At 38.5% G+C, this 17,233-nt stretch carries 10 protein-coding genes; 9 read left to right on the top strand and 1 reads right to left on the bottom strand.

The window, feature by feature from the left end; translation table 11 throughout:
• Nucleotides 1–36 precede the first annotated feature (36 nt).
• From HZB59_01800 to HZB59_01815, 4 genes are all read left to right on the top strand, one after another.
• Nucleotides 37–2,301 (top strand): hypothetical protein, encoded by a 2,265-nt coding sequence (locus HZB59_01800; protein MBI5020148.1) that lies wholly within the window; start codon nucleotides 37–39, stop codon nucleotides 2,299–2,301.
• 188 nt (nucleotides 2,302–2,489) lie between these two features.
• Nucleotides 2,490–3,287, top strand: a complete 798-nt coding sequence (locus HZB59_01805) for a HAMP domain-containing histidine kinase (protein MBI5020149.1) — start codon at nucleotides 2,490–2,492, stop codon at nucleotides 3,285–3,287.
• 50 nt (nucleotides 3,288–3,337) lie between these two features.
• Nucleotides 3,338–5,392, top strand: coding sequence for an exo-alpha-sialidase (locus HZB59_01810; protein MBI5020150.1), 2,055 nt, complete (start codon nucleotides 3,338–3,340; stop codon nucleotides 5,390–5,392).
• 33 nt (nucleotides 5,393–5,425) lie between these two features.
• A complete protein-coding gene (locus HZB59_01815) occupies nucleotides 5,426–7,093 on the top strand; it encodes a tetratricopeptide repeat protein (GenBank protein ID MBI5020151.1) in 1,668 nt (555 codons plus the stop codon).
• On the opposite strand, the gene HZB59_01820 is transcribed toward HZB59_01815, so the two are convergent.
• Nucleotides 7,094–8,188 (bottom strand): hypothetical protein, encoded by a 1,095-nt coding sequence (locus HZB59_01820; GenBank protein MBI5020152.1) that lies wholly within the window; start codon nucleotides 8,186–8,188, stop codon nucleotides 7,094–7,096.
• A 235-nt stretch (nucleotides 8,189–8,423) separates the two neighbouring features.
• Between HZB59_01820 and HZB59_01825 the strand changes: the two genes are divergently transcribed.
• Genes HZB59_01825 through HZB59_01845 form a run of 5 tightly spaced genes read left to right on the top strand, consistent with a single transcriptional unit; the run spans nucleotide 8,424 to nucleotide 17,212 of the window.
• The gene (locus tag HZB59_01825) at nucleotides 8,424–9,014 is read left to right on the top strand and encodes a DUF4382 domain-containing protein (protein MBI5020153.1); all 591 of its coding nucleotides are present in this window, start codon (nucleotides 8,424–8,426) and stop codon (nucleotides 9,012–9,014) included.
• 24 nt (nucleotides 9,015–9,038) lie between these two features.
• Nucleotides 9,039–10,835 carry a hypothetical protein gene (locus HZB59_01830; GenBank protein MBI5020154.1) on the top strand — a complete coding sequence of 599 codons (1,797 nt, stop codon included), beginning with the start codon at nucleotides 9,039–9,041 and terminating at the stop codon, nucleotides 10,833–10,835.
• Nucleotides 10,832–13,783: a TonB-dependent receptor gene (locus HZB59_01835; protein ID MBI5020155.1), complete on the top strand. Its 2,952-nt coding sequence runs from the start codon at nucleotides 10,832–10,834 to the stop codon at nucleotides 13,781–13,783. Before HZB59_01830 ends, HZB59_01835 begins: the two co-directional genes overlap by 4 nt.
• 26 nt (nucleotides 13,784–13,809) lie before the next feature.
• Complete coding sequence (locus HZB59_01840; GenBank protein MBI5020156.1) at nucleotides 13,810–16,242, top strand: hypothetical protein; 2,433 nt, start codon at nucleotides 13,810–13,812, stop codon at nucleotides 16,240–16,242.
• Nucleotides 16,243–16,267: 25 nt separating this feature from the next.
• Complete coding sequence (locus HZB59_01845; GenBank protein ID MBI5020157.1) at nucleotides 16,268–17,212, top strand: PorV/PorQ family protein; 945 nt, start codon at nucleotides 16,268–16,270, stop codon at nucleotides 17,210–17,212.
• Nucleotides 17,213–17,233: the final 21 nt, after the last annotated feature.

Below are 17,233 nucleotides of genomic sequence, written 5' to 3' on the forward strand. Positions count from 1 at the left end.
CAGAAACATTGAATAGATTATAGAATAAGGTAAGAAATGAAAAACACACGACGTGAATTTCTCACAAAATTAGGTGTCACTGTTGGCGCCGTTACATTTGGTAAAAATATCATGGAAGCGCTCCCGTTACCATCCGATGAATATCAGAAAGAAGGAATAATCCGTCCTCAAGCTGTACCAAAATTAGATGAGACAGTAGATTTTCGTTATGCACCAAAAGACTGGCAATCTACATTTTGTTTCCCCGATGATCCTTCAAAAAATCTAGTTGGAAAGTTAGGTGATCTCAGATGCGGGCATCCCGGAACCGGAAGTGATGAGAAAATATTTCCGCATCGAATATCTTTCGGATTGAAAGGTAAAGAACCCCTTCAATATCTCGATCAAAAACTTGAATCACCGGCTATTCCGATAATAACAACCAAATTAGATGGTGGCGAGGTAATTGTTGAAACGATAACATTCGCGTCAAAAAATGAATCTGAGGGGAGGGTGGATAATGTAATTGTACATATCTATCCCAAATCAGAGAATGGTGTAGATGTAGAACCAGAGATCGTTATTGCTTCCGAATCTAAATTCTTATTTAATAAAGAAGAAGAACACTCAGTCGTTAAACATTCTGATTCAGGGAAAATATTTTTAATTACGGATCATGAAGGAGTATTGAAAGAAGAGCAGGGGATTTATCGTATCCAATACGGCAAAGCTAAAGCGACAATAGAAAAACCATATAAGATAATTGTCCGTTTACCACAGGAAGATCAGGATTTTGATAAACTCGAAGATGGATTTGATGAACTAGACGATCTGATGAAAAACACCCGGGAGTTTTGGAAATCGTGGAAACCCACTGAAGGAAAAGTTGTATGGAATCTTGGTGAACCGTATGAGGATTTCCGAATTGCCTGCACCAGAAACATACTTGAATCTCGCGAAATTAAAGATGGGAAAAGAATATTTCAAGTTGGTCCTACATGTTACCGCGGACTTTGGATAGTCGATGGCCACTTTCTTCTGGAAGCGGCACGTTATCTTGGATACGATAAAGAGGCGCAAGAAGGATTGGTAACAATCTGGAATCGTCAGGATGCGAAAGGTTTATTCACGGCAGGTGCGGGGGAAGCACACTGGAAAGATACGGCGGTCGCTGTCTATGCTTTGATACGGCAAGCAGAGTTATCTCAGAATTGGGACTACTTCAACGAAATGTATCCGGATGCATATAAAGCAATCGATGCATTACACGAATTGATGATAAAAGCAAAAGGAGACGGTACGACAAACGGTAAGTATGGAATTCTACCGCGCGGTTTCGGTGATAGTGGTATTGGCGGGATCAGAGACGAGTATACCAATACGCTTTGGGCGATTATAGCAACGAAAGCCCTTGCCGAAACAGCTGAGCGTTTAAGATTGATCAAGACTGTTGAGCTTAAATCTTACTATGGAGAGTTGTGGTTCCCATTCATGGAATCGACAAAAATAGAGATGAAGCAACATCCAAAAGGTTTTAAATATCTACCCATGCTGATGGCGAGTGATCCGAAATGGCAGGAAGTTGATGAGAGAAAGCAACCGCGCCCTCAAGCCGCCCAAATTTATTTATCTCACGCGATTTTCCCAGGATTATTATTTAATAAAAGTATCCATATTACTGATGGTCATGTAAAGTTGATGGAATCTGTAATGAAAGAAGATATCCCGATTGAAACCGGTTGGTTGACAAACAATGCACTCTGGCCATATAATGCCGCTATATTTGCACAAACATGTCTGCAACTCGGTAGAACGGATCTCGCGCGGAAAGTGTTTTTCGGATTCCTCAATCACGCATCACCTTTGTATACCTGGCGCGAAGAACAATCGTTGCAATCTGAGCCGATCTTTAATTTCATCGGAGATATGCCGCATAATTGGGCAAGTGCAGAGTGCATAAGATTTTTGCGACATAGATTGATCTTAGAAGATGAGAGAAATTTGGTATTACTCAATGGCATTGGACTCGCTGATATGGAATCAGATAAACCGTTGGGTCTATCGTACTCACCAACGAGGTGGGGAAGAGTCACGGTTGAGTTTAAAAGAATCGATGGTTTAAGTTGGAATATGAAATTCAGAAGAGAAGATTTTAATCAACAATTCTGCCCACCCTTGGAATATATTACTATGCCTGCTGTTTTGGGAGGGAGTTATCATTTATTCAAAACAAATGGTGCGAAATCAGTCAGGAATGGTGAAATAATTTATATCAAAGGAAATGAACTGGAATGGGATTGTGTTTGGAAAAAATGGAAATAGCCCGTGATAAATAAATCGAATTGGCATTAAAATATTCAAGATGCAGAATTATGTGAAGAAATTATTTCTATGTCGATATCTGGAAAACCGATTAGAATAGAATCAATCAGATGAGCTTTTTCAATATATCATTAGAGATAATTACCATACTTCTTGCTCTGATTTTTTTTCATTTTTACAGGCGTCGGGTGAGAAAGAATCTTGTAAATAAATTTTCAGAACAAACCAGGGCGCTCGTGGAGGCAAAGGAAAAGGCAGAGGCATCACACACCGATGGGCTTTTGGAACATAAAAACCTTATCAGTGTCAATCAATCAAAAACAGATTTATTGAATATTCTTACGCATGACTTAAAAAGTCCGTTGATTTCTATCAAAATGTTGTCGAAGATGATAATAGAAGAAGCCGATAAAAAATCACCGGTTGCAGATTACGCGGCAGATATTTTCAGTACAGTCCAGCGCGTCCATAATTTGGTTGATGAAATATTGGATTCCTCCATAATTGAATCTGGTGTGTTACTGCTCGATAAAAAAGAGGTAGATATAGGCAAACTTACGGAATTAGTGGTTCTCGATAACACGATAGCGGCTATGCAAAAGAACCAAAAAATTATTTTTAATAAAGAAGATGGTTGCATTGTCGAGGGCGACGAATCAAGATTACGTATGGTGATAGATAATTTAATAACGAATGCCATCAAGTATTCACATCTGGGTGGCGGAATCTGGGTAACAGTAAGCAAGCGGGATAATAATATTGAAATTAGCGTGAAGGATGAAGGGCCAGGTTTATCTGATGACGACCTGAAAAAATTATTTCAGAAATATCAACGCTTGAGCACCCAACCTACAGCAGGTGAACCATCTACAGGACTTGGACTTTCGATTGTGAGGCAATTAGTGGAAATGCATAACGGCACAGTTAACGTAAAAAGTGAGTTGGGAAAAGGAAGTACATTCACGGTTATAATACCCAAAATGTAAATTTGAACAACATCAATTGCTAACGATTATTCATGATCGAAGGAAAATCTATGAAAACGTACATATTGTGTTATTTGCTGTTGTATTCGGTTGTGGTGTGCCAATATAAAAACATCAGAGTAAACAATCCTACCTCGGTTACTCCTGAAGAAGTAACAATTGCAATCAACCCAACAAATCCACTAAACTTAGCTGCAGGTGCTAATATCAGATACTATTATTATTCGATGGACGGAGGATACACCTGGACAGAAGGGCAGTTAAACTCTCCACTTGGTGTTTGGGGTGATCCATGTGTTACGTACGATGCCGATGGTAATCTATTTTTTGGTCACCTTTCAAATCCGCCCACGCCGGGATACTGGATAGATAGAATAGTCCTTCAGAAATCAACTAATGGCGGACAATCATGGAACAGCGGCACAGGTATTTGGTTCGTACCTCCAAAGAACCAAGATAAGGAATGGCTTGTGGTTGATATGACACAATCTCCTTATCGTAATCGTCTATATGCGGCATGGACTGAATTCGATACTTACGGAACAAGTGCACCTACCGACAGTACACGAATTCTTTTTTCATTCAGCACAGATGCGGGATCGACATGGTTTCCCGCAGTGAGAATCAGTGACGATGGAGGGAATTGTATTGACAGCGATAGCACTGTTGAAGGAGCGGTACCGGCAGTCGGTCCGAATGGAGAAGTATATTTAAGTTGGTCAGGACCTAAAGGGATTATGTTTGATAAATCGACCAATGGCGGTGTAAGTTGGGGAAACGATATCTTTGTTACAACTCAACCTGGTGGCTGGGATTTTAATGTTGAAGGAATTTATCGGTGTAACGGTATGCCTGTTACCACCTGTGATATCAGTAATTCACCGCACCGCGGAACAATATATATTCAATGGTCCGATCAGCGGAACGGAATTGGCAATACCGATATCTTTATTATTAAATCAACAGATCAAGGAGCCACGTGGAGTGCAGTCAAACGCGTCAATGATGACTCTACGATCAGGGAACAATTTTTCTCATGGATGACCATTGACCAAACAACAGGATATCTGTATGTTGTATTCTATGACAGAAGAGCGCGAATCGGAAATTATACAGACGTCTATGTCGCAAAGTCAACAGATGGAGGGGAAACGTTTACAAATTTTAAAGTAAGCGAGATATCTTTCAATCCAACATCAAATATATTTTTCGGAGATTATATAAATATTGCCGCTTCGAATGGAAAAATATATCCGATCTGGATGCGGTTGGACGGTTCGGCATTAAGCGTTTGGACGACGATCATTGAAGAACCGAAAAATATTAACCTCACTCTCAAAACGGGTTGGAATATGATATCACTACCGTTTAAACCTGTTGACCCGAGGAAACGAATTATATTCCCCGACGCCGAATCTGAAGCGTTCATGTTCGATAATGGATATTTGATTGATGACTCGTTGCAGCATGGCAAGGGGTATTGGTTGAAATATTCAACTGATGCCGAGGTATCATGCAGTGGTTTTGAGCGTCATACCGATACGATTGCAGTTAAGATCGGATGGAACATGATAGGATCAGTTATTAATCCTGTAACTGTGCAATCGATAGGGAGTGATCCGCCAGGAATCGTTACGGGAAATTTTTATATGTTCAACGGCACAGGTTACGATGTTGTCGATACAATCAAACCGGGAATTGGATATTGGGTTAAAGTTCAACAAGGAGGTAATATAATTTTAAGCGATTCAACGGTTGCAACAGCAGGGTATGCAATATCTATCCAACCCACAAGCGAACTTCCGCCCCCACCACCGGTTTTTGCAGAAAAGAGTATTCCTACCGAGATATCTTTATCTCAGAATTATCCCAATCCGTTCAATCCGACAACGATGATCAAATACTGGATGCCTGAACGAGCAAAAGTATCGCTTGCTATTTATGATATGCTTGGTGAACGGGTATCAACATTAATCGATCGAGTTGAGGAACCTGGAATGAAGGAAGTAATATTCAACGGCGATAAGTTTTCAAATGGGATCTATTATTACCGGTTAACGATCGGCGATCATAGAGAGACAAAAAAAATGGTATTGATGAAATGATCTTCATACTTTATAATTGAATTACACATCGGGATGAGTCAAATATTTAAAAAATCTAATTCCGTGTTGCCTAAACAATTTGATTACTGGATAACATCGTGGAGACCGTATGTCATTATTGCAGTTGTTGGATTATTGGTATTTGGGAGAACAGTCTTTTTTGGGTATACATATTTTGACGATGATAATTTTATACTTAAAAGCTTCGATTCGATATCCAAACCTTCAACGATCATATCTGCATTTCATAATTTGTATTACAGTTCGTATTACCGTCCTTTACTCACAGTCTCATTTGTTATAGATTCTTTGATAAGCGGGAAGGCACCGTGGATGTACCATGCCTCAAATGTTCTGTTTCATCTCGTTATGAGTTGCTTTGTTTATCGTTTGCTTTTAAAACTTAAATTCACTGAACTCATAGCATTATCTATGAGCCTAATTTTTACAATTCATCCTCTCGTAACACAATCTGTTGCGTGGATTCCCGGGCGAAATGAATCAATACATGGTCTATTTGTTCTTGTATCCATAATATCTTATTTAAATTACAGGTCATCGGGGCAAAACAAATATATATATTTACACCTTCTTTTTATATTGCTGGCACTTCTGATAAAAGAAACAGCGCTAATCGTTCCTCTGCTGATAATTTCATACACTCTCATTGTTGAGCGAAAGTGGTTTATTCCAAAAAAGCCGCTCAAGATTGTGGGCGGATGGATATTTGTTATAGTCGCATGGTATGTCATGAGAGAAATTGCCTTCAGTGGCTCCAGTACCAGATCAGAAATATTTACAATGTCTGCTTTCTTCTTAAATCTTCGAGTGATCCTGGAAGCATTTGGTAAGTTATTCATTCCGGTTAATCTATCATCGTATGCGACATTCAGTGCTGTTCCAACGATGATTGGATCTGTGATCGTCTTATTTTTATTCATCTACATTTTAGTGAAGTTTAAAAGTATCAACAGATTAATCCCATTCGCGATATCATCGATTATTTTATTCATACTCCCATCTCTTTTTGTACAAATATTTGACGCCGAGAATCGGTTCAATTATTTAGAGTACAGGTTTTATCTCCCTATAGTAGGTTTTGCCATCTTCTTAGGAAGCATTTTTCAGGATAATTTGCATAGATTTGGGCGGATGTGGAAAATTCTACTGCTGATTGTTTTATGTTCGTATGGTTTCTTAACATTTAAATACTCAGGAAATTATCGCGATCCGATTTCACATTGGGAACATGCCATTAAGATGTCTCCGATGTCTGCCGAGGTATATTTCAATATGGGTATCGTCAACACGGAAATTGCAAATAATTCAGACCAAGCGAAGGAGAATTATGTTCGAGCAGTAGAATTAAATGATAAGAATCCCAAATATCATTACAACCTCGGACTTATCTATCTAAAGCAGAATCAAAAAGATATCGCTCTAAAAGAATTCGAACGAACAATAGAAATTAATCCAACGAATATAATCGCCCAATATAATTTAGGCAATCTGTATTTCATGAATAATGATTTACGAAAAGCTGAACGATGCTGGAAAAACGCACTTAATATAAACTCAAATTTTATTTATGCTGAAATGAGGTTGATCGAGTTATATTTAAAAGAAGGAAACCTTGATCGAGCAAAATATTATCAAGACCGTTTGAACAAAGCCGGTTACCAATTACAACCAACAAAATAGTTAATATTCAAATCCTTCCGGATTGTAAGCAACGATTCCCATATTTGTTCCGATCCAGAGATTTCCTTTATTGTCATACGCTAATGCCTGAATCTGATTACTTGGTAATTCGGGAATGGTACTCTGATCAAAAAAAGTCCAAGTGGTATCCTGAAATCTGGTTAATCCAATATCAGTTCCGAACCATCTGATTGGTCGAAAAAAATCAACAGCGATGGCATTAATTTTTTGGTTTGGTAGTTGATAATTTGTATTACTCGCATAATAATGAGTTGATTGAGTTGTGTTGGTATTCCATTTTGTAACACCAAAAGTTTTTCCCATCCATAAAGTATTTGAATAATCGACGGCGATGGAATGAATCGGAGAATTATCAGGTCCAGATAAATTATATTTGCCCCATTGAAAACCGTTCTCATCAAACACATATGGCACACCATCGTGTGTTCCAAAAAAAGTCCAACCATTAGCAGGATTGATTATGCAAGCGCGAACAAGTGAAGAGGTGAAGTATGTTGAATAATCTGAATAAGGATACCACCTGCCATCTATCGAACTACTGGGTAAATAATGTGCAACTCCTGAGAGAGTTGAAACCCAAACGTCACCATTTCGATATCTATCAGCAACAATTCCTGTAATATAATCACTTGGAATTCTATTGATCGGATCGGGTTCGTTTGGCGAATACCTTTGCCAAGCTCGTTGAGGATTGTAGCGATTATATCTTCTCAGGCCACCACCGTCCAAACCGAACCATACTGTGCTTTGTCTTCCTTCGCAAATAGCTAAAACCTTCTGGGCTTTAGTAATCGAGCCTTGGCCGTAGGTATAATAAGTCAATGAATCTCTAATTGAACTCCATATGCCGCCGTAATAAGAGATTGCCCCGCTATCTGTACCGAACCATACGAAGCCGCCTGCACCTGCGTGAATGGTGTGTATATTATCGTCGATAATATCTTTATTTGTTATTTTTGAAAATGTAAGCCAAACAGGACCTCGAACCTTCGGGGTTGTTGTATTCTTTTTGCATCCTATAAATATGGTACAAAGAATTAGTATTATTCCTGTAAAAACTGATATTTGGCGCATATACGATATTGATTGAGATGAATGATTGATATTCCGTTCATAATATACGAAATCAAATTAAAAAGATACATAAATATAATAATTCTAACGAATATTTTTCAACAAGAGAAAATACTCTCTTTTTTTGTGAAAAAAATGAAGGTATTAAACTTGACTGTTGATTTTTTTTTTGTTATAATTCAATCATAAATATTTTCGTTAACGATTCCCCCTAAACGACATATCATATACAACTATGAAACATTTTATCTGCTTTTATAAAACGGGCATTATTGGGATTATGGCCATATCTTTAATGCTGCTATCCTCAAGTTGTCAGTACGATTACAGTAGCCCTCAACCGGGGAAATTACAAATTCGTTTAAAAACAATATCGAATAATATTCAATTCACCGAATTGAATAATTTTATAATAACATATTCAGTGATCCAAGCTGTTAAGAACGATGGATCACGTGCTGATATCTTTGAAGATTTGAATGCCATTGACACAAAACCTCTGGGAATTAACGTCCTTGATTTTCGTGCCAGAGATTCGGTTTTAATTATCGGTGAAACTTTTGTTCCTCCAGGTGATTATAGTGGAGTTCAATTCACCATAACGCCTAAAGAGAATTTAACCCTCCGAGGTTATCAAACAGTAAATGTTAATCCGGTCGGATTTGAATCTAATGTTAGAATATATCTTTCGAATTCTTATAAAGTAAATGAATATAATCTGACAGTAGTTACGATCGAACTTAATTTGGACAAATCTTTAGTTAAGGATGCGTTTGATTATAATTTTATACCCAGTTTTCACATTTCATCAATTAAAAATTATTGAATACTTATCGATTGGAACTACGGAATGAAATCGAATTATCATATTTTATTTTTAGTCATTTTCCTTTTTCTAAATTGGGGTTGTCCAAATCCTAGCGATCCGGGTAGCGTTCATGGGAATCTTCGCCCGAGAACACGATTATCAAACGTGCCACCACCTGAAGATACTACCATCACAAAGAACCCTAGACTAACATTGAATTGGATAGGTGATGATGCGGACGGTTACATCGTTGCTTTTATGTATAGGTGGAATTATGTGCTTGATAATCAACAACAATATAGAAAATATAATATCATACTGAATATCATCGTAGATAAATTTGCTCTGATGGTTGAGACAGAAAATCCATTGCTAATACCTGCAATATATAAACATTTTGCCAATCTTGTTGGTAATGAAGGATTGTCTACAGAAGATTTAGCTACTCTTAGACGTGGAGATACAATTGCGGTACAGGGAATAAGAGTGTATGCTTCTAATCCAGATTCAATTTTATTACAAACCGGAAGTCGGGTTCGTTATAGTTTCCCGGTTCATACAAATCCTAATAGCGGTACATTTATTTTTGAATCACCCGATAGAGAAAATTTGCATACGTTCGAGGTATCAGCTATCGATAACTTGGGTATAACATCTGAAACATTTGCAAAAGTATCTTTTATTACTCCGCAAGTTCAAGCCCCGCACGGCAAAGTCACTGGCTGGTCAGGTGGCTCTGATTTCGAACAAAAAGTTATTGTCAGAAAAGATAAAACACCTACTTTTCAAGGCATCCGCTTTGAGTATAAAGGCGTTGATCCTAATACAAGGAGTATGGATTACAGGTGGGTTGTTGACAAGGATAAATGGCTTACAGATTCCGGTTATATTCCATGGTCTGCATTTACAACGAATGAATATGCTTATGTAACTGCAAAAGATTTTGCTGATCCTTATGATACAGTACATACATTCACCGTTCAAGCACGCAATGAGTTTGGTGCGATTGATACAACTGGACTCATATACGACGATAATGGTAATGTTATTGATTCAGCGTGGAGAACTTTTAAGACTATTTATCCGAAGTTCTTACGTGATAGCACAGAGAGAATATTAATTCTCAACAATTGTTACGATCGATTAATGGGCACTCCGGCATACCCATACTATTGGGATGTTGATAGTTTTTACCATAGCATACTTCACGGTTTAGGGAAACACGATTCAATTATTGATAATTTTAGAATGAGTATGGGTGTATTCCCAGATCTCGGAGAGATTGGTAAATATTCTCTGGTGATATACGTGGCTGATGTCCCTGACGCATTGTTTAGCATTCCGGTCACCTTTTCAAAAAAATATGAGATGATGATAAGGGATTATTGTTATATCGGTGGAGATTTTATAATGGGGGGTTGGAACTTATCTAGTCAACTGAATATGATTAGGGATGAAGAATTTTTTAGAAGGGTAATACATGTCGATTTTACCTCACCCCAATACTCACCGGATCTATTCGTTAGAGCAATAGGGCAAAATAACTATCCTGATTTATATATTGATACCGCTAAAGCCGATCCTTCATGGCGGGACGGGATGAGCCACGTTCCAATCAATCTCGCCGACGGATTTGGCGAAATTTTACATAAATATGATGCGAAATACGACAGTATAAAAATGGAAAATGCATCGCTATCAGTGATTTATAGAGGGGTAACTTTTAACTCATGTTATTTAGGAATTCCATTGTACTACATGGAGCGACCTGCGGCAGATTCTACGATTTCTCGAATATTATATGATTTTAAAAGATCAAAAGAGGAGCGTTCGAAATGAAAAAATATAATCCATACATCGCAATTCTTTTTTTAATCATAACAGCTATTTCGGCAAGCTACGCTGGAAATACAGGCAAGATAACCGGTAAAATAACTGATGCCATGTCGGGAGAGCCGGTTATCGGAGCAAACGTTTCTGTGATGGGCACCCCACGTGGAGCTGTAACAGATTTTGATGGAAAATATACCATCATTGGCGTGCCGATCGGAAATTATAGCGTAAAAGCAAGTCATGTCAATTATGCCAGCGTTGAAGTCAAAGATGTAAAGGTCGGCGCTGATGAGACCACACCACTTAATTTTAAGATGACCTCAACCGAGTACCAATTAGGAGGTATAACAATAACTGCAGATCAGCAATTGGTAAATAATCTCACAACCAGTTCAACTCAAACTGTGGGTGAAAAATCTATCGCCAGTATCCCAAACGTCAAAAGTGTTGAGGACGTACTAAAATTAAAAGCAGGATTTGTAAAACAAGGAAACAATTTGTTCCTTCGCGGAGGTCGCGCAAACGAAGTTCAATACCTTGTAGATGGTATTCCTACGAATAATATCGTAAGCAACTCAGGTGAACTAGTGGCAACTAAAGCCAACGTCCAGCTGGCTCAGCTCTATGCGGGCGTAAATTCTGGTGTTATTGGAGGCGGCGCCAGCGGACTAGCAGTATCTGCCAATGCTATACAATCTGTAAGCGTTCAAACGAGCGGTTTTGATGCCGATTATGGAAATGCTCAGTCTGGTATTATTAATATAACTACAAAGTCAGGGTCTGAAAAATATACTGGATCGATTCAATTTAGAACTGATAAGATAAAAGAAAATAATCAAAATGAATCATACAGTGCTTTTTCGTTCGGTGGACCGGAACCTATAACAAAGTATCTCTTACCCGGATTCGGTTTCCAGATCCCGGGCGCATTAACCTTTTTCATCAGTGCAGATGTTAATCGCAATGATGGTCCTTATCAATATGTGCATAACGAATTTTACAATCCGGTTGAACGCAGAGTGGAGCTCAATGGTTTTCTCGGAGGTGTTCTAAACGGCTTAGGATTTAGATTTCGAGATAATCAAAGGAATTCATTCACCTTCAATTCCAAGCTAAAGTATGATATAAGCGGCAATGATCAAGTGAGTTTCGGTTACCGTGCAAGTATCGGATCAAGACATGATTATATTCGGGCTTGGAAGTATAGAGCCGATTCTTCATCAATCGGCGCAAGTCTATCGATCCAGAATAATCTTTCATGGCAACATTTCTTCAACGAAAGATCGTTCATGAAAGTATATTTTGCAAAACTTGAAAATCATGATGGAAATGATATAGCCGGAATTACTCCTGCAATGTACTCATCAGCATGGGAAAATTTGGATATTAACAACGATTACTTTAACGACTTGGGAACATCGCAACGATGGTACAAATCGTTGACTACTATATGGTCATTCCGATTTGATCTTAATACTCAAATCCATCCACTTCATATGTTGAAAACAGGTTTTGAAGTCAATTATGAAGAAATACAATCCACTGAGATCGTTTATCCAACAGTTCCGCACAGCATAGGTGATCGCTATATTATTCCGCCTGTTACTCCTCAGGATGATCCGGAAGGAAGGTATCAGCGTGGGCTTTATCCGGGATATGGTTCCTACCGTTGGTATATGAATCAGTATCCAAGCAGGGGCGGTTGGTATCTTCAGGATAATATCGAACTTTCCGGACTTAACCTTCACGTCGGAATTCGTTACGATTATCTCGATATCGGTCGTCAAGTTTATGATCAAAAATTCATAGATATGTGGAGGATGCAATATGATTGGAGAGATTCAATTGAAGGTAGACCCAATCCTGACTGGGTTTATGATTTAGAGTATGGTAATCAGGTAAATGAGCAAAATGGCAAAACTATTGTCGGACGTATTCATGAGGGTAGAGGTTTGGACGATGGCGCCCGCTTTTGGTATTACTTAACACATGGATATTTTAGCCCGCGACTTTCAATCGGATATCCGGTGACTGACAGAATTGTGTTTTACTTTAATTATGGTCATTTTTTACAATTTCCCGATAGAGATCAATATTATCGCGATCCATTTTTACCGGATAAAGATGCTTGGATAGGAAATCCATCTTTAAAACCACAACGCACTGTTGCTTATGAGGCTGGATTTGAAGATCAATTTACAGATGATATGGCATTTTCAATACATGCATTTTACAAAGATATTTTCGATTATGCCACACCCGTGAGCAGAGGTGACTATTCAATCTTTAAAAATCTAGACTATGCAAGTACACGAGGATTTGAATTGACCTTAAATCAAGCGTTTGCAGGTAATTTTTCAACCGCTGTTAGCTATTCATATCAAATTGCAAAAGGTCGTTCATCGAATCCTCTTGCCGCGATTTTCCAGAGAGAATTTCAATTACCTCGTGAAACAAGACTTGATTGGGACCAAAATCACACTGCAAATATATTCACAACATATCGGGTTGGTCCGCAAGAAGAAGGAACATTCGGTATCCCATATCTAAACAATTACGGTGTTTCCCTCACCTGGAATTTTGGCACAGGATTTCCGTATAATGGATTCAATGGTGGACGTACTACAGCCCGGAATGTTTATTTAATAAATAGCGAAACTACTCCATATACAACGACCTTAAACTTGTCGATGTACAAGGGAATACAATTGTTCAATAAAATTAATTTATTGTTAACATTTGATGTTACAAATCTCCTTGATAGAAGAAATCCGGTCAAACCGGCAATCTACAGCCTGACGAAGCAAGTTTATCGTTATGGTGATATCGATCCCGATACACCCACTGGTGGTGTTATGCTTCCTTGGTTTAAAGCAGAGAATAGATTGCTAGACCGATCGAATTTTGAAGCTCCGCGGCAGGTTATTCTTGGATTAAAGTTAAATTGGGATTAATTATCTGATAGCATGAGGAATTCATTATGAAAAAAATATTCACTTTAATATTCATCGTTCTTTTTTCTATTGGAATAACATATTCTGAGAAAAAAGATAAGAGAAGCAACAATCTCCAAAAACCAACCGTCAATTTTGCCGTAAAGGTAAAACAAGGTTTCAATATGAAAGTATGGCTCAGCAATCAGATGACGATGGGTACGCAAGCCTGGGATGGCGGTTCTGAATCAACACCGGACGGATTTGGCTTAGAATATCCTGCGGGTTCAGGAGTTGAGCATTTATATGGTGCAGGTCCAAGAATAGGCGGTATAATTGACGGCACAATTCACGTATCTGAAGGATATGAAGGATCATTACCTAAGAAAGAATTTCTTCCGGAACGAGCACATCTTCCACGTGAAAGATTTTGGCAAACGTCGATTAGAGATACGAATTGGAAGAATCCATACACTGACCGATATGAAACAATACCCAACAAGCGTGGTTGCGACGATGATAATGATGGTGCGATCGATGAAGATGATCTTGATGGTATTGATAATGACGGTGATTGGAATCCCCTAACAGATGACGTTGGTTATGACGGATTAGCAGATCCTTTTGAATTATCTTGCAATGGTAAACCATATGATCCAGAGGCAAACCCAGACCCGTTCGGAGATAATTATGACCCCGGAGTTCGAGATCGGTGTCATCCAACCGAATCTGGTGAATTTCCGTGGAAACGAAATAAAGATATCTGGACTGAAAAAAACGGGATGCCTGATCATGGCGAACCAAATGTAGATGAAGATTACGCTGCCATTTCAGAAAACGATTACTATTGTTCTGCAACAGACACATTTAGAACCCCAACAGTCGCTGGCCATTTCCCAATGTACATAAAGGTTATTCAAAAATCTTATGCTTGGGATAATAAATCTGCAGAAGGCATTCTACCATTTGATTATTATTTTATCAATCTCGGAAAATACTCTATTAAGAGGGTATACGTTGGTTTTTTTGCAGATTGTGATTTAGGACCTATAAATATTGACCGTTATTATGAAAATAATTACACGGCATATATGGAATCATTAAGGACGGCATACACACACAATCCAGTAAATCGTGGATCTACACCAATTGGATTCACAGTGCTTGCCACACCTAAACCATTGGATGAAATTGATTTTGTGTGGAATTGGGCAGACTGGGCAACCCCCGGACATATCGATCCACGAACTAACGATTCATTGATTTACACATGGATGGATGGAAGTGCGTTCCCAAATAAGATTGGTCCAAATCAATCTCCTGATCAGTTATCAGACACCCGATTTTATTTTTCATTCGGTCCTTTTGAGACACTTGAACCTGGAGATACGCTTAGGATTTCGATGGCCCTTGTTGCCGGTGATGCAGTTTCTGCCGGTCCGAATAATCTAAAAGAAAATGCCGAAGATGCAATGAAATTATATACTCGCGGATATGTAACTCCGATTGTTCCTATTTCTCCGATGCTAAAGTTAGATACTTTACCGGATCCGGCAAGGGGCATTCGTTTAACTTGGTTCCCACATCTTGATTATAGGGGAAACCCAACAGGACCATTTACGGTTTGGGATGATTCTAATAAAATTGCTCAAGGATTTCCACCAGATCATTGGCGAAGGGTAGCACCACCGTGCGGCGAGGGAAGTTCTGCCTGCAGTGGGCACAAATGTGAAGGTGATTCGTTACCGGGTGGAAGAATATTTTCAGGTTTCAGATTATATCGTAGTGAAGACATCGGTGTAAATCCACAGCAAAGCAGTTTCACTTTAATAAAAGAATATTCAATACCTGATTCTGCAAGATTATGGAGTATAGAAGAACTTGTTGCGAAATATCTCGACTCCACATTTGTTGATTCACCGCTGGTAAGAGGGAAAAAATATTGGTACTCGGTAACCGCATTCGGGTTGCCAGATATCACCATAATCCCCGTTCAACAGCCCGATAACAGTGTACGCTACGATACTTTGTATTCATCGAATAGTGAGTCTGATTTTTCGCAAAACCGTGTTTCAATAGATTTACCTTTTGCCCCATCGACCGAAAACGGGAAAGTCTTGGTGGTGCCTAACCCGTATCGTGTTAATGAAGAGTACACATATGAAAACGGCGGATGGGAGGGTGTTGCAAAATTTTGGGACGAATCTAAGAGAAAAATAAAATTAATCCATCTTCCAACAGGTGAATGGACAGTTAGAATATTTTCACTCGTCGGTGATTTAATAACAACAATAAAAAATACTCAAGCATCTGGCTACACAAGAGGTGATCAGTATATTGAAGAGTACCGTCCCGATCGTGGTGAAATTAACTGGGATTTGCTTAGCGAGAGCTATAGGGCTTTAGCAAGTGGTGTCTATGTGTTCAGTGTTGAATCTTCATTCGGCACACAAATCGGTAAATTTGTTTTGATACGTTAATGAAGAATTCTAGGAGAATATTACAATGAAAACAAAATTTCGAATTCAAATATTAACCGGCTTAATATTATTTTTATCTATTGCCAGTGTTAATTTAAATGCTGGTAACCGTTCGGGAACTGTTTCTGAACAATTCTTAAAAATCTCTACAAGCGCAAGAGCTATTGGTATAGGAGGAGCTCAAGTTGCCGTAGCTGATGGAGTCTCCTCAATAGCATTTAATCCGGCGGGTATAATGTCGGTAAATGATATGAGTGTTGGAATGACATATACGGCATGGTTTGCTGATATCCAGCATAGTTTTATTGGTGTTGTCAAAAACCTTCCTGGTATTGGCGCTGTTGGAGTTAGTGTTATTATGCTTGTTACCGACGATATGATAGAAACAACAAACTCTTTTCCAGAAGGAACTGGAAGAAACTTCCGTGCTAGCGATTATGCTTTCAGCATTGCATACGCAAGGCAGGTAACAGATCAATTCCGCGTTGGTGTAAATGGTAAATATATCCGATCATATCTCTACAACGACGAAATATCGGCTTCTTCGTTCGCATTTGATATTGGAACTCTTTATCATATACCAATGCTAAAAAGTCATATTGGGGTTTCTCTCACAAATATTGGAAAAGATGTAAAATTTATTCAAGAACAATATTCCTTACCAACAGCATTACGTTTTGGTGTATTAGTGGATATTCTAAAAGAAGATAACAATCAATTGATTACCACGATGCAGATTGCCCGTCTCAATGACTCTGATGAGCAATATAATTTTGGTGCTGAATACGTCTTCAATAATTTACTGGCTCTCAGAACCGGTTGGAAGTTTGCCTACGATCATGAGAGTTTTACCGGCGGATTTGGTGTAAAAATGGATCCGATTGGTCTTAACGGTACCTTAGATTACGGATATAATTATTTTCAATATTTGCCCGGTACACATTCATTTACATTTGAATTGCAATTTTAAAAATTACAAGTTGGCTGCTTT

Source organism: Ignavibacteriales bacterium (assembly GCA_016214905.1).
Classification (GTDB): Bacteria; Bacteroidota; Ignavibacteria; order UBA10030; family SZUA-254; genus PNNN01.